This is a genomic window from Pectobacterium sp. PL64, from assembly GCF_022477975.1.
In the GTDB taxonomy this organism is placed as follows: domain Bacteria; phylum Pseudomonadota; class Gammaproteobacteria; order Enterobacterales; family Enterobacteriaceae; genus Pectobacterium; species Pectobacterium jejuense.
Window position 1 is genome coordinate 262,920 of record NZ_CP092070.1, and the last position, 24,753, is coordinate 287,672.

17 protein-coding genes are annotated in these 24,753 nt (G+C 53.1%); 11 read left to right on the forward strand and 6 right to left on the reverse strand.

Features of this window, described 5'->3' with window-relative positions; genetic code table 11:
• The first annotated feature begins 101 nt into the window (after nt 1–101).
• The 5 genes from HP572_RS01205 (at nt 102) to HP572_RS01225 (ending at nt 8,204) form a co-directional block, all read left to right on the forward strand.
• Nucleotides 102–1,895 carry a TolC family protein gene (locus HP572_RS01205; protein ID WP_240584552.1) on the forward strand — a complete coding sequence of 598 codons (1,794 nt, stop codon included), beginning with the start codon at nt 102–104 and terminating at the stop codon, nt 1,893–1,895.
• Entirely contained in the window at nt 1,895–2,650 is a 756-nt protein-coding gene (locus tag HP572_RS01210) for an efflux RND transporter periplasmic adaptor subunit (RefSeq protein ID WP_233966129.1), read from the forward strand. Before HP572_RS01205 ends, HP572_RS01210 begins: the two co-directional genes overlap by 1 nt.
• Nucleotides 2,647–4,002, forward strand: coding sequence for an efflux RND transporter periplasmic adaptor subunit (locus tag HP572_RS01215; RefSeq protein WP_240584553.1), 1,356 nt, complete (start codon nt 2,647–2,649; stop codon nt 4,000–4,002). Before HP572_RS01210 ends, HP572_RS01215 begins: the two co-directional genes overlap by 4 nt.
• Before the next feature lie 2 nt (nt 4,003–4,004).
• Nucleotides 4,005–6,134 (forward strand): HlyD family efflux transporter periplasmic adaptor subunit, encoded by a 2,130-nt coding sequence (locus tag HP572_RS01220; protein WP_240584554.1) that lies wholly within the window; start codon nt 4,005–4,007, stop codon nt 6,132–6,134.
• Between the two features lie 324 nt (nt 6,135–6,458).
• The gene (locus tag HP572_RS01225; protein WP_240584555.1) at nt 6,459–8,204 is read left to right on the forward strand and encodes a polysaccharide lyase family protein; all 1,746 of its coding nucleotides are present in this window, start codon (nt 6,459–6,461) and stop codon (nt 8,202–8,204) included.
• Between the two features lie 143 nt (nt 8,205–8,347).
• Here HP572_RS01225 and HP572_RS01230 read toward each other — a convergent pair whose 3' ends face one another.
• From HP572_RS01230 to acs, 4 genes are all read right to left on the reverse strand, one after another.
• The gene (locus tag HP572_RS01230; protein WP_240584556.1) at nt 8,348–9,268 is read right to left on the reverse strand and encodes an Rpn family recombination-promoting nuclease/putative transposase; all 921 of its coding nucleotides are present in this window, start codon (nt 9,266–9,268) and stop codon (nt 8,348–8,350) included.
• Between the two features lie 168 nt (nt 9,269–9,436).
• A complete protein-coding gene (actP, locus tag HP572_RS01235) occupies nt 9,437–11,095 on the reverse strand; it encodes a cation/acetate symporter ActP (protein ID WP_010295745.1) in 1,659 nt (552 codons plus the stop codon).
• Entirely contained in the window at nt 11,092–11,403 is a 312-nt protein-coding gene (locus HP572_RS01240) for a DUF485 domain-containing protein (RefSeq protein ID WP_011092414.1), read from the reverse strand. Before HP572_RS01240 ends, actP begins: the two co-directional genes overlap by 4 nt.
• A 125-nt stretch (nt 11,404–11,528) precedes the next feature.
• Complete coding sequence (gene acs, locus HP572_RS01245; protein ID WP_240584557.1) at nt 11,529–13,490, reverse strand: acetate--CoA ligase; 1,962 nt, start codon at nt 13,488–13,490, stop codon at nt 11,529–11,531.
• Between the two features lie 899 nt (nt 13,491–14,389).
• Here acs and HP572_RS01250 point away from each other — a divergent pair.
• The 5 genes from HP572_RS01250 to HP572_RS01270 all read left to right on the forward strand — a co-directional run bounded on the left by HP572_RS01250 (nt 14,390) and on the right by HP572_RS01270 (nt 20,698).
• Nucleotides 14,390–14,782 (forward strand): hypothetical protein, encoded by a 393-nt coding sequence (locus HP572_RS01250; RefSeq protein WP_010282300.1) that lies wholly within the window; start codon nt 14,390–14,392, stop codon nt 14,780–14,782.
• A 725-nt stretch (nt 14,783–15,507) separates the two neighbouring features.
• Nucleotides 15,508–17,877 (forward strand): TonB-dependent siderophore receptor, encoded by a 2,370-nt coding sequence (locus HP572_RS01255; protein WP_240584558.1) that lies wholly within the window; start codon nt 15,508–15,510, stop codon nt 17,875–17,877.
• A gap of 171 nt (nt 17,878–18,048) precedes the next feature.
• A complete protein-coding gene (locus HP572_RS01260; protein ID WP_240584559.1) occupies nt 18,049–18,573 on the forward strand; it encodes a sigma-70 family RNA polymerase sigma factor in 525 nt (174 codons plus the stop codon).
• Entirely contained in the window at nt 18,570–19,517 is a 948-nt protein-coding gene (locus tag HP572_RS01265) for a FecR domain-containing protein (protein WP_240584560.1), read from the forward strand. Before HP572_RS01260 ends, HP572_RS01265 begins: the two co-directional genes overlap by 4 nt.
• Nucleotides 19,518–19,687: 170 nt before the next feature.
• Complete coding sequence (locus HP572_RS01270; RefSeq protein ID WP_240584561.1) at nt 19,688–20,698, forward strand: AI-2E family transporter; 1,011 nt, start codon at nt 19,688–19,690, stop codon at nt 20,696–20,698.
• A gap of 93 nt (nt 20,699–20,791) precedes the next feature.
• Here HP572_RS01270 and HP572_RS01275 read toward each other — a convergent pair whose 3' ends face one another.
• Entirely contained in the window at nt 20,792–22,318 is a 1,527-nt protein-coding gene (locus HP572_RS01275; RefSeq protein ID WP_039274273.1) for an MFS transporter, read from the reverse strand.
• A 383-nt stretch (nt 22,319–22,701) separates the two neighbouring features.
• Here HP572_RS01275 and HP572_RS01280 point away from each other — a divergent pair, with 383 nt between their 5' ends.
• Complete coding sequence (locus HP572_RS01280) at nt 22,702–23,076, forward strand: hypothetical protein (protein ID WP_040032715.1); 375 nt, start codon at nt 22,702–22,704, stop codon at nt 23,074–23,076.
• Here HP572_RS01280 and HP572_RS01285 read toward each other — a convergent pair.
• Nucleotides 23,069–24,556 carry a mannitol dehydrogenase family protein gene (locus tag HP572_RS01285; protein ID WP_240584562.1) on the reverse strand — a complete coding sequence of 496 codons (1,488 nt, stop codon included), beginning with the start codon at nt 24,554–24,556 and terminating at the stop codon, nt 23,069–23,071. The two genes, HP572_RS01280 and HP572_RS01285, sit on opposite strands and share 8 nt — an antisense overlap.
• Nucleotides 24,557–24,753: the final 197 nt, after the last annotated feature.

A 24,753-nucleotide genomic window follows, 5' to 3' on the forward strand; every position in this document is an offset into this window, starting at 1 on the left:
ATTTTATTACTTAACCACTAACCCGGGCGCTTGCAGGCGGTAACCAAACCACCACCTGCAAGATGAAGGGAACAGACAAATAGAAGATGGGGAGAACCCGGGTGAATCAGCACATAGCGCATTTCTGGGATAGCCAGCAACACGACAGTCAGCAGCAGAACGTTCAACACGAGGCTACACCACGTACCGCGGGTTCCCGGGCGTTACGGATCGCGGTAGCTCTGGCCTGTCTGGGGCTGGCTGGCTGTGCCGTCAAACCTGAGCCGGTGACGATCGAACAGCAGGTTGCACAGGCGCTGAGCGACAGAACGCAGATGTTCGCCAATCAGGAACCGGTGCGTGGCACGATCACGCTGGATGAAGCGATTGCCCGTGCGCTGAAATATAACCTGCAACAGCGGGTCGCGCTGCTAGAACAGGCGATGGAAGATGACCTGTTGGGCGTACAGAATCTGGATATGCTGTTACCGAAACTGACCGCGCGCGCCGGGCTACAAACCCGCGACAACGTGGCCGGTTCCAGCAGCCAGTCAGTGACCACCGGTCGGCAGTCTCTGGAAGCGTCGACCAGTCAGGATCAAACCATGCGTACCGCCGATCTGACAATGAGCTGGAATGTGCTGGACTTCGGTATCAGCTACTTCAATGCCAAAGTACAGGCGAACAAATCGCTGGCGGCGGAAGAGCGTCGTCGTCGTGTAGTTGCGGATATCACCCGCCAGGTACGGACGGCCTATTGGGAAGCGGCAACGGCACAGCGTTTGCAGCCAGAAGTGACCACTGCGTTGACGCAGGCGCGTCAGGCGCTGGAATATGCGCGTCAGACCGAACAGCAGCGCTTGCTGGCACCGGTTGAGGCGCTGCGTTTCCAGAAAAACATGCTGGAGATGGTGCGCCAGTTAGAAATTGTCGACAGCGATCTGGTGGTGGCGAAATCCCGTCTGGCGGCGCTGATGAACCTGCCGCCGTCGAGCAAATACGATGTCGTCGTGCCGAGCGAAAGCAGTCTGGTCGCGCCGAAGATGGCCTACTCGCTCGACGATCTGGAAAACTTCTCGATGGTGAAACGTCCTGAAGTGCGCGAAGAGAGCTATCTGGCGCGCAATAGCGTACTGGAAACCCGTAAATCACTGCTGCGTCTGCTGCCGGGCGTGTCGCTGTTTGCTGGTATCAACGGCGACAGCAACAGCTATCTGGTCAATCACCAGTGGGCGAACGCGGGCGTTCAGGTCAGCGGCAACCTGCTGAACGTGCTGTCGTGGTCATCGGTGAAACGCGCCGGACAGGCGAATGAAGATCTGGCGGAAGTTCGTCGTCAGGCGCTGCGCATGGCGGTGCTGACGCAGGTGAACGTCGCCTGGCAGGAATACCAACAGAGCACGCAGATGTTTGGCCGCTATCAGGAACTGGCGCGGATTCAGCGCGGCATCCTTAATCAGACCACGCTCAGCGTACAGCATCGTGCCGAAACGCAGATGGAACAGGTACGCGTCAGCACGGAAACGATTCTGACGACCCGCGCACGCGACCGCAGCTTTGCCGATGTGCAGAACGCGCTCGGAGCGGTGTATCAGGCTGCCGGACTGGATGTGCTGCCGGATAACGTAAGCGATGTTAGTCTGGCTGCGCTGAGCAACTCGATTGCCCGCACCACGGGTAACCTTGAGAAAGGCGGCGTTGCGGTACCACGCCTGTCTCTGGCAACACCGGCTACGCCAGCCACCACGACGGCGTCGACTAAAACAGTCTCTACTCCATCCTCTACGCCAGTCGCGAAGCCGATTGCTGCCTCGACGACGACGACATCGTCGGCTAGCACGGGGAAACCTTATCGCGTGGTGAACACGGATATGTGGGATAACCTGCAATCCCTACAGGCGGGAGGTTCGCGTTAATGGCTTTCGGCATGATGCGTCCGCTATTGCTGGTCAGTGCGTTAGGTCTGCCCCTGTTGGGGCAGGCTGCGACGACGGGAGACATTCGCGTACAGCTTAGCGCACAGCGCTATACCGTGTTATCCAGCGAAATTGCCGGAAAAGTGACGGATATTGCGGTGAAAGAGGGCGAACACTTCAAACAGGGCGATACGCTGGTGACGTTTGACTGTACCGTGTTGCGCGAAAAGCTGAATTACTCAAACGCGGCAGAGAATGCCGCGCGTAAGAAGCTGGCGATTGCCGATCGGTTGGATAAGCTCAATTCGATCAGCCTGTCGGATGTCGATCAGGCGCGATCGTCGGTGTCGATGGCGCAGGCCGAAAGCGGCGTCAATCGCGCCATGCTGCAACGCTGTGTCATTAAAGCGCCGTTCTCCGGTCGCGTGACGGAAACCAAGGTGAAGCGTTGGGAATCCGTGCCGGAAGGCAAAGAGCTGTTGGCGATTTATGATGACAGCGCGTTCGAGCTGGAAATGATCGTGCCGTCGCGCTGGCTGGTGTGGTTAAAGCAGGGTAGCGCCTTTCAGGTCACGCTGGATGAAACCGGCCTGAGCTATCCGGCGGAAATCAGCCGCCTTTCTTCGGCGATCGATCCGGTTAGTCAGTCGGTAAAAGTCTTTGGCCGCATTACCCAGTCTACCGCTGGACTGCTGCCGGGCATGAGCGGCGTGGCGCAAATCGTACCGCCTGATGCCGGTAGCGTGTCGCCATGACCGAACGGAACACGACGGCAGCACAAACTGAACAGGATACCCGGCTGGCACTGCTGGCCGAATTGTTACAGCTGCAAAGCCGTGCCAGAGCGCGTGAGACACTGGATGAGCTGGCGTTTTTCATCGTCAACGAGACGCATAATTTAGTGAAGTATCGGCAGGCGCTGCTGTGGGACTGCGATAAACAGCGCTTGCAGGCGGCTTCCGGGCTGGCTTCGCTCGATCACAACGCGCCGTTTTGTACCGAATTTAGCCGCCTGTGCCGCCAGTGGCAGGAAGAAGGGCGTCAAACGCAGGCGCTGCAATGTCGCGAGCTGCCTGCCGATGACCAGATTTTGTGGCAGGAACATCTGCCGGAATTTTTACTCTTGCTGCCGCTGCGTTTGTCGCAGGGCGATACGCCGCTGGTGCTGGTGTTAGCGCGGGACAGCGCGTGGCTGCCTGCCGAGATTGTGCTGCTGGAAAAAATGGCAGATGCCTATGCACACGCCTGGTCGAGCCTGTGCAAAGTGCGTCGCCGCCCGTCGAAAACGCCGCCTGCCAGACGCCGTTTGATCGTTGCTGCGATCGTGGCGCTGGTACTGATCTTGTTGATCCCGGTTCGCCAATCGGTGCTGGCGCCGGCAGAGATCGTCGCGCATCGTCCTGTGATGGTGCGCGCGCCTGTGGCGGGCGTGGTGGATGACATACTGGTTCGCCCTAATCAGTCCGTCAGCGCCAATCAGCCGCTGGTACGACTGGACGTGCGTGAATTGGAAAATCGCTTGGAATCGGCCCGACAGGCTTTTGCTACTGCCGATGCTCAGTATCGTCAGGCGCAGCAGCAGGCGCTGTTCGATGCCAATAGCAAAGCCAGTCTGGCCGTGCTGCAAAGCCGTCGCGAGCAGGCGCAGAGCGATGTGGATTTTCTGCAACGTCAGCAGGAACGCATGCAGCTCGCTTCCCCGCGTGACGGTGTGGCGATTTTTGACGATAGCAGCGACTGGATTGGACGCTCGGTGGCGGTGGGGGAACGCATCATGATGATCGCCGATCCGCACGATGTTGAGCTGGAGATCCAGTTGCCAGCAGCGGATGCGATTGCGCTGGAAAACGGTGCGGATGTGCGCCTGTTCCTCAACGTTGCGCCGAATTCAGCACAGGAAGCGCGGCTTGAGCAGATTGGCTATCGCGCCGCGCCGACGCCGGATAATGTGATGGCCTATCGGCTGCGGGCCAGTTTTACACAGGATGACCCGCAGCTGCGCGTGGGCTTGAAGGGTACCGCTAAGCTATACGGAAAACGCACGGTGCTGTTCGTTTATCTGCTGCGTAAACCGCTGGCCTCCCTGCGCGTCTGGCTGGGTGTCTAACGATGGCCGGAGGCGCGACGCCAGCCGCTGGGCTCAGCCCGCTGCGTGATGAGCTAATCCTGCACGCCGGGCCGGCTAACCGCGACGGATCGCCCAGTTGGACGCTGGAAGATCCGCTGCGCGGCCTCTATTTTCGTATCGGCTGGGCAGAAATGGCGATGCTATCGCGCTGGTCGATGGGGAACGCGGCGCAGATCGTAGCCGAGATTAACCAGACTTCCGCGCTGACGCTCGATGACAGTGACGTGCAGTACTTCAACCGCTTCTTGCAGGCCAACAGCCTGACGCGCGTTTCCGGTGATGACGCACTGGCGCAGTTTTCCCGTCAGGTAGAGCAGTCGCGCGTTTCTATCTGGCGCAAATTGCTGAAGAACTATCTGTTTTTTCGCATTCCCTTATGGCACCCCGATCGCTTTCTGGGCGCGACCCTGCCGTGGGTCGAACCGTTTTTCAGCCGGACTTTCCTTAAACTGACGCTGCTGGTGGCCGTGCTGGGGCTCTTCCTCGCCGGACGCCAGTGGGAAACCTTCAAGCATACGTTCCTGCACTTCTTCACGCTGGAAGGCGCAGCACTGGCGGGGCTGACGCTGTGCTTTACCAAGATTCTGCATGAGTTCGGCCACGCTTACACCTGCAAGCGCTTTGGTGCGCGGGTCGCCACCATGGGCGTCGCGTTTTTGGTGATGATGCCGGTGCTGTACACCGATACGTCCGGCTCGTGGAAGCTCACCCGCCGTCGGCAGCGGATGGCGATTGGCGCGGCGGGCATGATGACCGAGCTGGTGCTGGCTGCATGGGCGACGCTGGCATGGAGCTTCTTGCCGGACGGCATGCTGCGCAGCGCTGCATTTATGCTGGCGACGACGACCTGGATCATGACGCTGGCGATTAACCTCAGCCCGCTGATGCGCTTCGACGGCTATTTCCTGCTTTCCGATGGATTGCAGATGCCGAACCTGCAAAACCGAGGCTTCGCTATCGGCCGCTGGCAGATGCGGGAATGGCTGTTCGGTTTAGGCGATGCGCCACCGGAGCACTTTCCGCGCTGGCTGCAACGCACGCTGGTGGGCTATGCCTTCGCGGTGTGGATATACCGTTTTTTCCTGTTTACCGGTATCGCGATTCTGGTTTATCACATGACGTTCAAACTGCTGGGGATGCTGCTTTTCGCGATTGAAATCGGCTACTTCGTGGTGATGCCGGTGGTAAATGAAGTGCGCGAATGGAGTAAACGCCGTAAGGATTACCGTATGAATCGTAATATGACGACAACGCTGGTCGTGAGTGCCGTGGTTCTGCTCTTGCTGATGATTCCCTGGCAGCGCGGCGTGTACGCCCCGGCGCTGCTGCGGGCGGAACAGCAAAGTAGCCTGTATATGCCCGTGCCTGCGATGATTCAACGCATTGACGTGAAGGTCGGCCAGCCTGTGCAAGCGGGACAAACGCTGTTTACGCTGTCGTCTGACGCGCTGACGCACGAACGGCAACAGCTGGAGCGACAAATCGCTACGCTGAACTGGCAAAGCACCTTTCAGGTATTCAACAAGGAAGCGGCTGGCGATCACCAGCGGGTGAAGCAGGAGCATGAAGCGGCGCTGCAAAAGTTACAGGTCTTGCAGCGTCAGTCTGAACAGCTGACGGTGCGTGCGCCGATAGACGGCGTGGTGGCAGACATGACTACGCCGCTGGAAATCGGCGAGTGGCTGGGGCAGGGCGAATGGCTGGCGGTTGTCACCAAGCCAACCGGCGGACTGGTGGAAGCGTTCGTCTCGGAAAAAGACTGGCAGCGGCTCCACACGGGCGCAAAGGGGACGTTTTATTTACAGGATGTCAGCCGCTCGTCGCTGCCGCTCACCATTGTGGAGATTGCCAGCACGGCAACCCGCGATCTGAATGCCGCGCCGGAACTGGCATCGATTTATGGCGGTGATATTGCCACGCTGAGCGATGCACAGCGCAAGCTGCATCCTGAACAGGCCGTTTATCGCGTGCTGCTCAGCCTGCCTGACGACTATCGTGCTCAGCCGCAGGTGCTGCGCGGCACGGTGGTGATGGACGGTGAGGCGCAAAGCCTGTTGATTCGCGGCTGGAAAGTGGTGTCCGCCGTACTGATCCGCGAACTGTCATTCTGATCAGTTTTGATTTCTGCGATGTCGATCCTGACTTTCTTCCCGTTATTGCCAGATTCTTGTTTGTGCTGGCAGTAGCGTGAAGGAGGGCGCTTATCCCCCTCGATTATGTTGTTCCCATCACGGCTATATATTTCAAATAGCGGGAATTTTTTTGATATCTCAGGCTACACCCAATTTTGGATATTAGGGGAAACACGGTGATGAGGTTCCCGCAGGGATACCTCGCACCGTGGTAGCCCCGAGTATCTCGATATTGAAGCGGCAGTGGCCTGAACGGATGCGATAAAAACTCTGTCTAACCAATTGAACACAAGAGGGCTGACTGTGAAGCGATCTGTCTTGTTGTTGGTAGGGGCCATGCTGGCACCCTACAGCTATAGCGCGCAGGATAATGCGGTGTCGTTATCCGTTTCTGGTTTGAATACTGTTCTGGATAACGGCTTGCTAAAAGTCGCGTTCGGGGAGGACGGCAGCGCGACGAGCATGGTGACCGGAGGTAAGAATATCGTTACCAACTTGTCCGGTGCAGCGCGCGACCCAAGCAAAACGCGTAGCGCTTATCTCGATTACTATATTAATAATGACCGTATTAACGATGCTCATGCTAAAGGCGTCAAAGATTTTGTCCCCGAGCGGGTAGAGGTGCTGCGCAACGATAGTGATATGGCACATGTCGCCTATATCGACGATCGGGACGGGTTGTTACGGCTTGAATATCACCTGATTATGCGTCGCGGTGTTAGCGGACTTTATAGCTATGTCGTCGCTGAGAATAGCGGAACTCAGGACGTTAAAGTCAGTGAATTGCGTAACGTCTATCGCTTCGATCCCGCCCGGTTAGATCATCTCTACAATGGCGATCGTCAGGGTAAACCGCTGCTCTACAGCCAGCTTGAAGCGTCGCCGAAGGTGCAGGATGAAACCTGGCGATTGCCGGATGGCAGCATTTATTCCAAGTATGATTTCGCCGGTTACATGCGTGCCGCGCCTTTCTGGGGCGTTTTCGGTAATGGCGTAGGCGCGTGGCTGATTCATGGTAATCGGGAGTATTTCTCCGGCGATGCGCTCAAGCAGGATCTGCTGGTGCATCAGGATGCGATCATCCTGAACTACATGACGGGCTCACACTTCGGCACGCCGGATATGGTGGCCCCACCGGGCTGGAAAAAATTCTACGGTCCGTGGTTGCTATATATCAATCAGGGAGATACCGGACACATGCTGGCGGATGCTCAGCGTCAGGCGCTGACGGAAACCGTCAGTTGGCCGTACAAATGGGTGGACGATTCCCGCTATGTGCGCGATCGCACGCAGGTGAGTGGACGCGTTGCCAGCCAGCAGCCCGTAACCGTGGTGCTTTCGTCATCGCTGGATGAACCGTTTGATGTGCAAACCCGCGGCTATTCGTATCAGGCAACCACGGATACTCAGGGGCATTTTGCGATTCCCCATGTCCGTCCGGGCAATTACCATTTGGCGGTATACGCCAACAGCGGTACGCAGCCAGGGATATTGGCAGAACAAACGCTGTCCGTTTCCGGTGATAAACAAGCGCTGCCAGTGATAACCCTACCCAAAGCCGAACCGGTTGTGTGGGCCATTGGACAGGCCAATCGGCAGGCGAGTGAATTCCGCTTTGGCAATGAAGCCCGCAACACCCGCTGGCAGCATGAGGTGCCGGCAAACCTGACGTTCGATATTGGCCACAGCGACTATCAACGCGACTGGTATTACGCGCAGACCAAACCGGGAAAATGGGATATCCGTTTTGTCCTGCAACCTGAGAAGAAAACCTATTTCCTGAACATCGCGTTGGCGGCCGCGAGCAACAGTGGCATGAGCGAACCGACCATGCCACAGCTGGCGGTAGCGGTAAACGGCAGCATGCTGGAAACGCTGACTTACGAAAACGACAAAACCATTTATCGCGGTGCGCTACAGAGTGGTCGTTATCACATCGCCCGTATCCCTGTGTCATCCCGCTTTCTGAAAAACGGCAACAACACGATCACGCTGCAATTAAAAGGCGGTAGCGTGATGTATGACGTGGTGACATTAAGCGAGGAATAAATCCCGTTTTAATAACTCGTAGCACTGGGTTTCGCAGAGTCGTGGGCAGGGATAGCCCACGATAAAAAATTGCAGGAGCGATTTTCAACAACGCGTAGCGTTGGCCCGAAGGGGCGTGGGCAGGGATAGCCCACGATAAAAAATTATTTCTGCTCGCTGCGGAGCAACTGCGCCATTTCTTCATCGGACAGTTGGGTAACGCGTTGAACTAGCTCCTGCTCCATCTCGCTTTGCAGCAGTTGGCGAGCGATGCTTAGTGCGCTGGCTTTCATCCCTTCTTGCATACCTTCCTGTAGCCCTGCTTGCATCCCCTGCTCAAATCCCCTTTGGTGTAATTGCTGTGCAATGGTCATTGTGTCCTCCTTATGCGTTGACAGGGGCTCAGCCACTGAGTCAATGAACCTGTCTATGTCAGATGTATTGCCCACTGTCGCGACGTACAGTAATAACGCGTGCCGCAGTGGCAAAGACAGGTTCCAGTGTTCAAATAATAGCCCGATGTCGTGTGCTAATTCCAGCATATCCCGTGTTCGGATGTGTTTTTGCACAAGTTCCAGCAGCGCAGCACGGCGGTGCGTTTTGATCTCTTCATCTGGAATAACGGTCAGGTCTATCAGCGGAAAGGCATGATGGTAAACCTGTGCTGCCAGCGGTGGATCGGTGAAATGATCCAGCCACTGCATACTATACGGATAAGGACTGCGTTTGCCGTGATAGAACAAAAGCGGAATAACCACGGGTAACGACTGATGGCCTTGGGATAAATGCTGCTGCATAGCATCAAGGCAATAGCGCAATAACCGGAAAGCCATGAGCTTGTCGGGGCGGCTTTGATGCTCTATGACGCAATAGATATATCCAGAGCCAGAACGGGTTTGCAGTGAGTACAGCATGTCTGACAGACGCGAACGTAATGTATTTTCGATAAACGATGCAGATTCCAACTGCAATGTACCGAAATCGCACTGCTGCTGAATAGCGGGTGGTAAATGGGCGGCAAGAAAGTCTCTGGCGATATCAATATCACTCAAAAACTGTTTGAAGATGGCGTCGTGAGGTTGCATCGCATCCTTTCCCTGTGATGTTTATGCAGACACCCTAGCGGAACGTTCAGGGAAGAACAGAAGGCCGATAACTATCGTGAAGCCGCCCCGCAAAAATCTTTCAATAGCGCAAAGCGTTGGATTGCAGAGAAGAACTGGCCCGCATTTCGCGGGCCAGAGAGAGGAATATTAGTGGGAACTGCCTTTTGATGCGCCGACGCCGGTTTGTGAGCGGACAAACTGTGCGTGGAAGCGTGCGCGTTCCTGCTGTCCGGCTTCGGAGCGATCGGTGATGGAGAAGAACCAGATCCCGATAAACGCAACCAGCATCGAGAACAGCGCTGGATAGTCGTAAGGGTAAATAGGCGTAGCATGACCGAGGATTTTCACCCAGATAGTCGGCCCTAATATCATCAAAATGACGGCGGTTAACAGGCCCGCCCAGCCGCCGATCATCGCGCCGCGCGTGGTCAGCTTCGACCAGTACATGGAGATGATAATAATCGGGAAGTTACAGCTCGCGGCGATGGAGAACGCCAACCCGACCATGAAGGCGATGTTCTGGTTCTCAAACAGGATACCGAGCGAAATAGCCACGACACCCAGCACCAGTACGGTGATTTTCGAGACTTTCAGCTCATCACGCTCCGTCGCTTTCCCTTTCTTGATCACGTTAGAGTAGAGATCGTGGGACACGGCAGAGGCACCCGCCAGCGTCAGACCGGCGACCACTGCCAAGATAGTAGCGAAGGCCACGGCAGAGATAAAGCCGAGGAAGAAGTCACCGCCGACCGCATCGGCCAGATGCACCGCCGCCATGTTATTCCCACCGATAAGCGCACCCGTTGCGTCCTTAAACGCAGGGTTCGCACTGACCAGCAGGATGGCACCAAAACCGATAATGAAGGTCAGGAAGTAGAAATAACCCATGAATCCGGTGGCATAGAACACGCTTTTTCGTGCTTCTTTCGCATCGCTGACGGTGAAGAAACGCATCAGGATGTGCGGAAGACCAGCCGTACCGAACATCAGACCTAACCCAAGGGACAACGCGGATATCGGGTCGGAAACCAGTCCGCCGGGGCTCATGATTGACGCGCCTTTTGGGTGAACCGCCATTGCCTGTTTGAACAGAGTGTCAAAGCTGAAGCCCACGGATTTCATGACCATGACAGCCATGAAGGTGGCACCGAACAGCAGCAGGACGGCTTTAATAATCTGTACCCATGTGGTGGCGAGCATGCCGCCGAACATCACGTACATCACCATCAGAATACCGACCAGCACCACGGCAATGTGGTAATTGAGGCCGAACAGCAGCTCGATGAGTTTCCCGGCGCCCACCATCTGTGCGATGAGGTACAGCGCCACAACCACCAGCGAACCACAGGCGGAGAGGCTGCGAATCGGGCGCTGTTGCAAACGGTAGGATGCGACGTCAGCAAAGGTATAGCGCCCGAGGTTACGTAGCCGCTCTGCGATCAGAAACAGAATAATTGGCCAGCCGACCAAAAAGCCAAGTGAGTAAATCAGGCCGTCGTAGCCGGAGGTATAGACCAGCGCAGAAATACCGAGGAAGGATGCGGCAGACATGTAGTCGCCCGCAATCGCCAGCCCGTTCTGGAAGCCGGTAATGTTGCCGCCCGCCGTATAGTAATCGCTACGTGAACGGGTTTTCTTCGACGCCCAGTAGGTGATATACAGCGTGCCGCCGACGAACAGCAGAAACATCACGATGGCCTGAATATTCAGCGGCTGGCGCTGAACATCTCCTGTGAGGGCATCCGCGGCCCACGCAAGCACTGGCAGCGTCAAAAGCCCGAACAGCATCATAAAGCGTATTTTCATTGCTTTACCTCATCCAGTAACTGCTTGGTCAGACGATCAAATTCACCGTTAGCGCGATACACATAGACGCCGGTCAGAATGAAGGAAATCGCAATCAATCCCACACCAATCGGAATGCCGCGGGTAATGCTGGAATCTGGAGCGATCGGCGTTCCCAGCCAGCCAGGCGCAAAGGCGATCAGCAGAATAAAGCCGACGTAAAGCACTAGCATGATGAGTGAAAGAAAAGCGGCAAAACGCTGTCGCTTGTTGACCAGTTCTCTGAATAAGGGGTTACTTTCAATCCGTTGATAAATGGCATCATTCATCGTAAGTCTCCAGTAATCTGTAGGGTTGAGTGCGACCGCGACGTCACCTTCTGACTTATCGCCACCCACATTCCCGCAAGCCACATCATGGCTTACGGGAATGGAGAGAGTGGTGGGTCAGAGAGTTATTGAGAGGCGGTACTCATAGCCTGCTTTTCTTCGAGCAGTTTTTCGACGACGCCAGGATCGGCCAGCGTTGAGGTATCCCCCAGATTGCTGGTGTCACCGGCGGCGATTTTACGCAAAATACGACGCATGATTTTACCGGACCGCGTTTTGGGTAAAGAGTCAGTCCAGTGCAGGATGTCCGGTGTAGCAATCGGACCGATTTCCTTACGCACCCAGTTGCGAACTTCTGTATACAGCTCGCTGGACGGCTCTTCGCCGTGGTTCAGCGTGATGTAGGCGTAAATAGCCTGCCCTTTCATATGGTGCGGAATGCCGACCACGGCTGCTTCGGCAATTTTGGGGTGTGCAACGAGCGCTGATTCGATTTCCGCCGTCCCCAGACGGTGCCCGGAAACGTTCAGCACGTCGTCAACACGACCCGTGATCCAGTAATAGCCATCTTCGTCACGACGCGCGCCGTCACCGCTGAAGTACATGCCTTTAAAGGTGGAGAAATAGGTTTGCTCAAAGCGGTCGTGATCGCCAAACAGGGTTCGTGCCTGACCCGGCCAGGAATCCACGATGACCAGATTGCCTTCCGTGGTGCCTTCCTGTGGGTTGCCGAGGTTGTCGACGAGCGCAGGCTGTACGCCGAAGAATGGCCGCGTCGCGGAGCCGGCTTTCGCTTCAATCGCGCCGGGCAGAGGGGTGATCATGAAGCCGCCCGTCTCCGTTTGCCACCAGGTATCGACGATAGGGCATTTGCCATTGCCGATTTTGTTGAAATACCACTCCCAGGCTTCTGGGTTGATCGGCTCACCGACGGAACCCATGATCCGAAGTGATTCACGCGATGTTCCTTCGATCGCTTTATCACCTTCAGCCATCAGTGCGCGGATTGCGGTGGGGGCGGTGTAGAGAATGTTGACCTGATGCTTATCGACCACTTGCGCCATACGTCTGGCATCCGGCCAGGTTGGTACACCTTCAAACATTAGCGTAATCGCCCCGCATGCCAGCGGACCATACAGCAGGTAGCTGTGCCCCGTCACCCAGCCAACGTCTGCCGTACACCAGTAAATGTCGCCAGGATGGTAGTCAAAGACATACTTGAAGGTCAGGGCAGCATAAACCAGATAGCCACCAGTGGTGTGCAACACGCCTTTGGGTTTGCCGGTCGAACCTGACGTATAAAGAATAAAGAGCGGATCTTCCGCATTCATCTCTTCTGGCGGACAATGATCGTCTGCTTTTTCAACCAGATCGTGCCACCACAGATCGCGCCCGTCCTGCCATTCACCGATCTTACCCGTGCGGCGGAAAACGATAACGCTGGAAATGGTGGTGACGTTCGGGTTCTTTAACGCCTCATCAATATTCTTCTTCAGCGGAATCACTCGTCCGGCGCGTACGCCTTCATCGGCAGTGATAACTAATTTGGCATTGGAATCGATGATGCGCCCGGAAATCGCTTCGGGAGAGAAGCCCCCGAAGATCACCGAATGAATCGCCCCGACTCTGGCGCAGGCCAGCATTGCCACTGCCGCTTCCGGCACCATTGGCATATAAATAGCAACAACATCGCCTTTTTTGACGCCCTGCGACTTCAGCACATTGGCGAAGCGGCACACGGACTGATGCAGCTCACGGTAGGTGACTTTTTTACTTTCTGTCGCGTCATCACCTTCCCAGATGATGGCGGTTTGATCGCCACGCTCGGCCAGATGGCGATCCAGGCAGTTTGCTGCCACATTGAGTGTACCGTCTTCAAACCAGCGGATACTGATGTGGCCGGGGTCGAATGAGGTGTTCTTGATCGTTCTATAAGGTTTGATCCAGTCGACGATCTTTCCTTGTTCGCCCCAAAAGGCGTCGGGGTCGTCAACGGACAGCTGATACATATTTTTGTATTGCTGGGCATTTATCAGTGCATTTTCCGCAATTGAAGCGGGAATAGCGTGTTTATTATGTTGTGTCATAGCGCTTCTCCTTAAACATGTTAATGCTATGTCAAATAATGGTTAATTCTAGTTAACCAGTTATCTTTGTTTCTTTTTTGCGCGATTGATCACGCAATGCAGGAAAAGCAGTGGGGGATTACTTAAAAGATAGTCTTTCGGCTCAGAAAACAGGCAACTTTTTCGTGGTAGCCAAAATGCAGTAAGTGATGTATGTCACAATATGACTGCCAGCAGAATTATCAGGGCTGTTATAATGTCATAAACGATCAATTCATTGTTTTCAATAGATTATATCTATTGTTATCAAGTTTTTGATCGCCCTTTACGATCAAAAGGCATAAAGATCCCGCTTATTCAGCCGATAGTAAAAATCCTGTTCAGAGTATATTCCTACGTAGGCCAGCTATTTAGCGCGTTCAACTATGGCTGATGTGTTGAAATTTTGTTCCAGTTGTTAATTATATGTAGACTATTAATGAAATAGATTTATCTGATTATCAACGGGCGGATAAGTGTGAATAATCTACACTTTAGGTGGGTTCCACAGCACAGATGTCGACCTTCTTAAAAGCGTAAAGATGCCGTGTGCTAGCCGCTGAAAAAGAAAAATGAAGTGTTATTTTTTGTATCTGATTCAGAAATATTCGGTTTCCAAAAATAAATAACATAGATATACCCAACATCACTGACGCTGAGTAAGGCGGCAGATGTTTGAGCCCCGGTAGCCTGAGAACGTGTAAACGGTTCCGGTTAGCGAAATTCACTATTTTCATTAGGTGATTTTCTGGGGTGGGGAAGAACACTATTAGTCCGGAAACCTTTTAAATTCCGGTAGGTTGATTGCTTATCAATGGTGCGCCGTGGCGTCATAGCGCGCTGTGAGATATCTTTTTACATAGCATGATGCAGAGGAAACAATGAGTCTGATATTTGGCCGGAATGAGATTTTAGGCATGCTTTCTCAACCAGTTCAGAATGATAGACGTGCAGTGGCGGTGATTGACGAGAAATGTAAGGTCGTCTGTGCGAATTCTGCCTTCAACGCCCATTTTGGATTGCGTGCTGAAATGAATACGCCCGTCTCAATTGATGATGTACTACCTATCAACGTGAAGTTTGCCTATCACGATTTTATGACGAATTCCAACATGTTGAGTACGCGCGTGGTCTCGGATTTGTTGTCTGATGGCTTTACCAAAAAGCAGCTAAGTACGCTGTCTTTTTCGAAACTGAACGTCGAAAACCGGGTGCTTTCTTTGCTGATCCTAAACCAGGATGCAGTTGAGCCTTCGACAAATCTGGCGTCGTGAGCTTGAGTAATCGTAGATTATCTGGCCGGAAGAGTAGAGTTGTGTATTTTTCAGTGAAAAATAACGACAAAAGAAAAATTGTTGCTATTAATAACGTTGCTATGGCTAACTTAGCCCCGTTTTCTCTCAAGTAATCGATTTCTCTAATACTCACTGACGGCCAGCAGAATGATAAAGCAACACGTAGCTTTTGTGGATGGAGAATAAAAAGCGTTCTTTATTAGCCACAATGATGTGAAAAATTAATAAAAATAGATGGTTAACTATTTTATTGCATATATTATGCCTGTTTAAAATAATCAGCGAAACGTTTCGCTCTTATCCAACCCTGCTTCTTGCCTATTCACTCTCCCTTCTGATTACGCGTGAATTATTCCTGTAGACACCATGGTTTATTAAACGCTAGCAATAAGCTCTGTAAATTTTCTTTATTTTTAGCGTGTTGAATCCGAAAGGATGACGAATAAATAATTAGACTATCGTCTAATTATGGATGTGGTTTAGCTTATATAGCGCTTATCGCCATATAGCACGTTTTGATAAAATCGACGTCAGTTTTTATTAGTCGCCGTATCGGTTTACCAATATTGGCAACGTATTTTCCCTAATATTTCTGATTGATAACGATTACTTTAATTATTTTTCGATTTCTGGTTCCCCTTTTTACTTTCTCAATTGGCATAGCTTCTGAAAACAAGCGTTTCTTATGCGATAGGGGATAAATAATGGTTAAATTCCGTACCCACCTATTGGCGCGTACTTTACGTGCCGGGGTACTTGGGGCATCGTTTGCCTCAGTGCTGCCAATGGCGGCGGCCTATGCTGCGTCTGCGGCACCTGTCCAGCAGTATGCGGTGTCGTCTGGCCCGCTCAATCAGGTGCTCAATCAATTTGCCCAGCAGGCTGGCGTATTACTGTCTTACGATCCGGCTGTCGTGGCGGGTAAGCGCGGTGCGGGGTTGCAGGGGAACTACAGCGTTGAGCAGGGTTTCCAGCAGATCCTCAGCAACAGCGGCCTAAGCGCACAGTACAGTGCCGATGGTAGCGTGACGCTGGTGCAGCGTACGGCGAGTGAGCCTGTTCCTGTATCAGCACCTGCTACCGCTAAAAACGATCGGATCGTCGTTACTGCTCCACCGAATACAGCAATGAAGCTGGATGTGCCGATTTCAGAGACACCACGTGCGGTGGCGGTGGTGACGGAGAAGCAGATCGAAGAGCGCGGCGCGCAAAAGATCGATCAGGCGCTGCGCTATAGCAGCGGTATTCTCGCGACGCCATACGGGCCGGACAATAAAGCCGAATGGGTGACTATTCGTGGATTTAGCGATCAGTCTCGGTTTCAAAATGGCCTGGCGACGCTGAATGAAGATGGATTCTACGGCCAGCAGATTGAGCCGTTCGGCGTCGAGCGTATCGAAGTCCTGAAAGGCCCAGCCTCCGTTCTGTACGGGCAAAACCCGCCGGGCGGTCTGGTTAACGTCATCTCCAAACGACCAACGCGTTTGCCGCAGGGGAAAGTCGAGCTGGAATACGGCTCTAACGATTATCGCCATCTGGCTGTCGATAGCGCAGGTCCGCTAAATGATGACGGCTCGGTGCTGTATCGAGTGGTTGCGTTAGCGCGTGATACCTCGGGCGAGATGGATTTCTCGAAGAGCAAGCGCCTTTATCTGGCACCGAGCGTCACGTTCCTCGGAGAAGACACGGAATTGACCGTGTTAGCCAGCTACATGGATACGAAATCCGACACGACCAACGGCTTTAAGCTGCCGTACGGTACACTACAGGGCACGCCGTTTGGCAAAGTCGGCTATAAAACGTCGCTGGGCGAACCGGGTATGAACCGCCATGATACCCGGCAGTTCACTCTGGGCTATGAATTCACGCATCATCTGAACGACACCTGGACGTTCCACCAGAATGTGAATTACGCCTATCTGAATTTGGATCTGCGCAATGCTTATGCGCTGAGTATGGCGAACGATCGTCAGGCTAATCGTGGGCTGACCTACCGTGACGGCTTTGCACAAAACTGGGCTACGGACAACCGTTTAGTGGGGGAATGGCAGTGGGAAGACATTGAAAATACCCTGCTGCTTGGGTTCGACTACCGCCGTGCCAATACGCAAAGTCGCGATGGAAACCTGTACGCCTTTGGTAGCCCTATCGACATCTTTAATCCGGTTTACGGCAACTATACGTCGCCGGACAGCCAACTGTTTGCTCACCGCTCTGGCCGCCATCAGACCGGGTATTATGTTCAGAACCAGATTAAGTATGACGAGCGTCTGATCTTCTTGCTGGGTGGACGTTACGACGTGGCGAAGTCTCGCGACCGTAATTTTTCATCAGGCGCTGATACTCGCACCGACGATACCAAATTTACCAAGACTGCTGGGGTAATGTACCTGTTTGATAACGGTATTTCTCCTTACGTCAGCTACTCGGAATCGTTTCTGCCAGTGTCGGGTCGTGATGGTTACGAACGTCCTTATGTACCGGAAGAAGGCCAGCAGACGGAAGTTGGCGTGAAATATACGCCAGAAGGCTTTAACGGCTATGCTTCTGCTGCCCTGTTTAATCTGGAACAGAAAAACGTTAAAACGACAGATCCTAAAAACCCAAGTCTGACTATTCAGGCGGGTGAAGCACGTTCACGCGGCCTTGAATTAGAATTGAGCGGTGAGGTGTATACCGGTCTGACGCTGACGGCAAACTACACATATAACGAAGTGGAAACGACCAAATCAGGTACCGTCGGTGAAGTGGGTAAACGCCTACCGGGACTGCCTGAACAGATCGTATCTGGCTGGGCGACTTATGCCTTTAACGGCAAGCTGGAAGGATTAAGTATCGGCAGCGGTGTGCGTTATGTTGGCAGCTCTTACGGTGACATTGCCAATTCAGCGGACATGAAGGTTCCAGCTTATACGCTGTGGGATGCGATGATCGCCTATGATTTCAGCAAAGACTGGCGGTTGCAGGTTAATGCAACCAACCTGACAAACCGCGAGTATGTCAGCGCCTGTAACTATTGGTGCTACTACGGTGAAGGCCGTAACGTTAGCGCGAATGTCAGCTATCGCTGGTAATCCTCCTTCTCGACTCTCACTGGAAGAAGCCCTCGGGCTTCTTTCTTTTTGCATGCAATCCCTACACGCCCTCCTTTTTCGCGTAATCGACATGATAAACGCGAATAGTCGTTGACTTTGCTTTTAATGATAATGAAAATCATTTCATTGCTGTCACATTGAGCGAATACCGTGAAGAGTCCCGCCGCTGCCTGCCCCCATCAGCCTGAAACCTTAAACGTTCAGCAGATTTATCATGACCATCATGCCTGGTTACAGGCGTGGCTGCGTCGACGTTTGGGGTGTTCTCAGCAGGCCGCGGATCTGGCGCAAGATACGTTTCTACGTTTGATCTGCCAGCATCAGGCCGATCGCATTCGTGAACCGCGTGCCTGGCTAACGACGGTTGCCCACGGGCTGGTGGTCAATCACTGGCGACGTAAAGACATCGAGAATGCCTATCTTCAGGTGCTGGCAGAGCAGGAGTTTACTTTTTCTCCCTCGCTGGAACAGCAGGCTATGGTGGTGGATGCGCTGATGGCCATCGACCAAATGCTGGCGACGCTGCCGGGCAAAGTGCGTCAGGCATTCTTGCTTGTGCATCTTGATGGCCTAACCTATCGGCAGGTTGCTGAACAATTAGCCGTTTCCGAGCGGATGGTGAAAAAATATATGGCACAGGCAATGCTGAATTGTCTATTGTGTCAGGACTTATGATTTCCTCTATTACTTCTTCTATTCCGAAAGATGTTCTTCATGCCGCCGCTGAGTGGTATGCCACGCTGTATGACGAAGACTGCTCCGAACACGAGCGTCAGGCATGGCAGCGATGGTTACATCAGGATGATACCCACCGGCTTGCCTGGCAGCAGGTTGAACAGATTCACGCCCGCTTCCACGCGGTAGACAGCCAATTAGCCTCTTCGGTGCTGAGCAAGCGGGGTGGGGAACGTCGGCGCATGCTCAAACTGTTGGCGATTGCCAGCCTTACCGGAGGCGTGGGCTTTAGTCTGCCGTGGGAAAGCTATGCGGCGGATTACCACACGGAAACGGGCGAAACGCGTGAGCTCAACATCGAAACGGGGATGACCGTCTGGCTCAATACGGATTCGGCATTGAATCAGCAGGGCAACCCCGCGTTGTCTCAGCCGCTGACGTTTCAATTGCTCAAAGGTGAATTGATGTTGGATAACCGAACGGCTCACGCCGCCCGGTTGACCACGCCCCATGGCGATCTCGCAGCTTCTGCGCATTCCTGTCAATTAGCGCTGCGCTATACGTCCGCCCACAGCGTTCTCTCCGTTTTTAGCGGTGAGGTCTTGCTACAAACGGCTGTACCCGCTGCGCAGCGCGTGACGACAGGGCAGCAGGTTATCTTTACCCGCGACAGGAGCAGTGAACCCGCGCCCGTTGAGAATTTCCGCCAGAGCTGGCGCAAAGGGCAACTGGTCGCGGATAACATGCCGTTAGGACAGTTCGTTAATGAAATTGCCCGCTATCACCACGGTTATTTTCATGTTGATTCTGCGGTGACGACGCTACGGATTTCGGGCGTTTTTCCGCTACATGAAACCGATCGCCTGCTTGACGCCGTTGTGCGGACGCTACCAGTGAAGGTGAGCCGGCGTTTTTCCTGGTGGGTGGATATCCGTCCTAGCTAAAACACGGCTGGTATTTCGCTGATAAAACACCAAAAATATCCCTCGTTTGTTATCACTCACAGAATAGACGTAAATCTGGCGCATATATATCAATCTGTTGGTACCGAAAAAGGCGTAACATACTCCACAAAGAGTACCCTCAGCGTTGCCTCTTCATACGGGATGTCATCATGCAGTTACTGAATCTGAAACAAGCTCGCCTGCTGAGCTTTTTCTTTATTATGGGCGGCCTGCTTCTATTGCTGCCTTTACGCCTGCTGGCCTGCTTTATCGCCGGTTTTTTGGTGTATGAAATTGTGAATTTACTGACGCCCTATTTTCAACGGGTCATCAGCGGTAAGCGCGCCCGCTGGATTGTGGTCGCCGTGATAAGCACGTTGGTCGTCAGCCTGTTGAGTCTATTGTTTGGCAGTCTGGTCGGGCTGTTGATGCAGGAAATGAAGGATACGGCGGCCTTCAATGTGCGCATTGGCTATATCCTCAATGATATTCAGCAGCAGATCGTCCATTACTTACCGGGGTATCTGCCAGTCAGTATTGAAGAGCTCCAACATGAGCTGCTGCAATGGGTTCAGGCGCATATTGTGATGTTGCAGAACATGGGGAAAAGTTTTCTACATGGCTTTGTGACGATGCTGATTGGTATGGTGCTTGGCGCGATTGTCTCGCTTTATAACGTCGATAAAGATACGGAAAAACCGTTACTCAAAGCGGAGTTACTCCGTCGGGTTTCTCTGCTGTCGGCTTCGTTCCGCAACATCGTTTTCGCTCAGGTGAAAATCTCTGCGGTTAACACGGTGCTGTCTGCCATTTTCATTCTTGGCGCGCTGCCGCTGTGTGGCGTCCATCTGCCGTTTGCCAAAACGCTGGTGGTGCTTACCTTCGTTTTCGGCCTGCTACCCGTGATTGGTAACCTGATCTCCAATTCGATCGTTTTCCTGTCTGGCTTATCGCTTTCATTGCCGATTGCGCTGGTCGCGCTGGTGTATTTGATGCTGATTCACAAGTTCGAGTACTTCCTGAATGCACAAATCGTTGGGACGAGGATCAAAGCGCACGCGTGGGAAATCCTGCTGGCGATGTTGGTGTTTGAAGCGGCGTTTGGCTTGTCCGGTGTTATTGCAGCTCCGATATATTACGCTTACCTGAAAAGCGAATTGAAAGAAGCTGCGTTGATTTAATCCCGCCCGAACGGTTAATCAAAACATGGCGCACTAAATGAATCAGCCCAATACGAGATTGGGCTGATTGCTTTACCTGATACCTGTCTTCAATTAATGCTGTGCAGTGGCAACCTGCGGTTTAGCCTCTTCTGACTGAACGCCTAATGGGTTGTTACCCCAGCACTTCTCATATTCCCAGCCTGTCAGCTCTTCTGCGACAGCGCGAGCATGAGCTGGGACATCGGCAATCGCGCCGCCCGCTTTGATACGTGCAATCTCTTCCAACAGAATGGCGTGGTTTTTACGATCCAGCTTCATCTGCGTGGTGTAGTAAATCGCAACCAGCGCAAGACCGATAACACCCAGCGAGAACACGCCAACAATCGCCTGTACGGCAGTTTCCGGCTGCACTGACTGCCCAGAGACAAAGCCGAATTGGCTCAGCGTCCAGCCCATCGCGAAGACAATCACAGAGCGAACCATTTTACCGGCAAACGTCATGGCACCGGCGTAAATCCCTTCACGACGACGCCCGGTCAGAACTTCATCCACATCGGCCAGGAAGGTATAAACCGTCCAGGGAATGTAGTAGATACCGCCCGTGCTCAGGCCAAATACGGCGGTAATCGCGAACAGAACAAAGATGGTCATGTCTTCTGACCAGTTAGCGAAATAGAGCGCGGCATACGCCATCACGCTGACAATCACCACCATCAGAGCCAGACGGAATGGTCGAGCAAAGCCCATTTTGACGCAGATACCGATGAAGGCTGCGGTAGAAATGAGCTGCATAATTGAGCTGAAGCTATTGAGGTGTGATACCAGCGCCGTATTCTGCTTCAGACCAAAGACGATGAAGTAGGTGAACGCGGAAGCGAAAAGCCACTCAGCGCCGAAGCCAAACAGGTACATCCCTAGATGTTTGCGGAAAATACGCAGACGGAAGGTGGAAACCATATCCACGCTAAGCTTTTTCATCGCTTGCCACAGGCTGGATGTGCTTTCACGGACGATTTCATTGACCGGACGCTCCCAGGATGTCATATACAGCGCGATCATCGCCGCACACATAATGGCACCGTAGACCAGACCGGTGTAGAAGAATGGCGTTGCCGAATCTTTACCGTAGATGGCAATAAACTGCCCAGGAATGAACGCAGCCAGAAAGTTGGCGATTTTACCGAAAATGGCTTTAGAACCTGTCAGCTTAGAGCGCAGTTTAAAGTCAGAGGTCATCTCGGTAGCCAGCGTCTCATACGGCACCATGATCGAGGTGTAAATCAGCTCGAACAGCACGTACGTCGCCAGATAGTACCAGAAGCCAAAGCCTTCAACCCATAGCATGGGGTAGACCAGCACCAGCGGGACACCCAGCAAAATAAAGAAGCGGCGGCGGCCAAATCGGCGACCAACCCGGGTGTTGTAGAAGTTATCGCTGATGTATCCCATGATGGGGTTACTGATCGCATCGATGATGCTGGCAACGGAGAAGATAGCGGCAGCCTGAACCAATGTTAATCCACAGAATGTGGTGTAAAAGTACATCAGCCATGCGCCGCTGATAGCAAGCGCGCCACTGCCAAGCAGGTTCGCGCTGCCGTAGCAGAACGTGTGTTTAAAAGAGATTGGTTTATTCATGATCAGCCTAATTACAAAGATGAAACAATATTTCAGTTCTATTGAACTATCATTTCTTTATCATTTGCTCTATTGAAAAGAAAGTAAACTGACGATCACGCTTTAGCGCGCTTTTAATGACGATCTGTCAGACAGATCATGAAATAAGATATTTTAATTTGCTTTTTATGATTTTTTGATAGTGCATTTGTGTTCTTAATTTACAAAATATGTAGATTTATTACGGAAAAGCGGCGCGCGTGCAGATTGGTGACGAAGTGATAGTGGGCGCTACCCCACAAATCGATAGCGTGATGTGAAATAACGCATTGACCGCAGAGAGGAAATGTCGTCATCATCCCGCCCAGTTTACTTTATCGTATTCCCTCATCAGGAGCCGTAACGTGAGTCATTTGCTGGTCTATGCCATTATTTATGTGATTTTTATTGCCGTGGTTGGATTGTTTGCTTTTCAGGCGTGGTTGCCTTCGTCCGCCCCGCGTGGGCTGAGAGATCGTGCAGGTATTTTGGTCGGGGTATTGCGTTGCGTTACGCTGTTTCTCGTCGTTTCCGCACTACAAATTCTGTTTCCCAATTCGCTGTTGGACAAGCTCGTTTGGTTGGTTGCCGTGGCGATGTTAGTGATCGCGGTCATCGGTGGGGGAATGAGCTGGTCAGCGCTGCCGTGGCTGGATGAAACAAAGGGGAAAAGTCGCACTCTGGTGTTGGGTGTCCAGAGTGCGTTATACCTTGCGCTGCTTGGATTTATCGTTATTTAAAGTCTTGTACCAGTGCGGCCACGGTGTTCTTTGCGCCGTGATCGCGCAGCTTCAGATAAGCCTGTGCGATAGCGTTGAAGACATCGTGGTTTGCTGACAGATCCTCGCCGAAAATAGAACGAATATTAAGAAACGCGCTGACCCGCTCTGCGCTATCTGACGTTTCCGCAACAACCTGTCTGAGTGTATCAGCCAGCGGATCGCGGATCTCGATAGGGTTGCCTGCATCATCTTTCCCGCTGACATAACGCATCCAGCCAGCGATCCCTAATGCCAGACAGCGATAGTCTCCTCCATTACGCACGTGCCAGCGAAGCGATTCCAGCATGCGCTGGGGCAGCTTTTGTGAACCATCCATCGCGATTTGCCAGGTTCGATGCTTGAGCGCGGGGTTGGAAAAACGAGTAAGTAGCTGAACGGCATAATCTTTCAGGTCGATATCCACCACGCTGAGCGTCGGTGCCTGCTCCAGCAGCATGAGATGAGACACGGCGCGGCGATAGTTCTCGTCATTCATACAGTCGCTGACGTGATCATAGCCGGCGAGATAGCCCAGATAGGCTAAAAACGAGTGGCTGCCGTTCAGCATGCGCAGTTTCATTTCTTCAAACGGCAGTACGTCATGCACCAGCTGCACGCCCGCTTTTTCCCACTCAGGGCGTCCGGCAGTGAAATGATCTTCGATCACCCATTGAATAAAGGGTTCACAGGCTATCGCACAGGGATCGGCGACGCCAAGGTGATCGGCAATTTCCTGCAACGCTTCTGGCGTCGCGGCAGGGACAATGCGATCCACCATCGTATTCGGGAAAGAAACCTTAGCCTCGATCCAATCGATCAGGCTCTGATCTTTGAGCCCCGCCGATTCCAGCACGGCGGCTTTGGCCGTTTTGCCATTTTCCGGCACGTTATCGCATGAGAGGATGGTGAACGGCTCAATCCCGCGTTCGTGACGCAAGCGCAGCGCTTCCGCCAGCAACCCCGGCACTGAGGCTGGATGACGAGGATCGATGAGATCCTGCTGAATCAGCTTGTTGGTCCGATCCAGCTTGCCGCTCGTCCCGTCCATGCAATAGCCTTTTTCGGTAATCGTCAGGGAAACGATGGCGGTTTCGGGTGCGGCGAGTTTCTCAATAATGGCGGCAATGCCTTCTACTTTTGCATGTAATGATTCACACACGGCACCGACGACAATCGGCTGATTGCCCGTCGCCGCTTTTTCCAACACGGTAAATAGATGATCCTGTTGGCGCAGCGCAGTGATCATGGTGTCGTCGCTGAACAGCACGACTTCACAAATTCCCCAGTCTCCTCCCACCATATTCAGCACGCGATCGGTGAGCAGTGCCTGATGAGCGCGATGGAAAGCACCAAAACCGATATGGACGATGCGTGGCTTCAGCGCCTTACGATCGTAGTGGGGGAATTGGACGCTAGCAGGCAATTCGCAGGTAGCGATATTTTTTATTTTATCAGTCATTTATTGCGCTTCGGGTGGGGGGATTTATAACGTTAAAAGTAGCTGTGATTTGCAGGCGGTGCAATACGTGACGCGCAGATAGGTTACGGTGCGCACGTTTTTTTCTCTGCGCAAATTTTATCGCTTTTTCAGATTCGGTTCAGCGGTGGAGCTCGGTTTTGTGAGGCGGCTTCAGCGTAATAATGTAACGCTGAAAT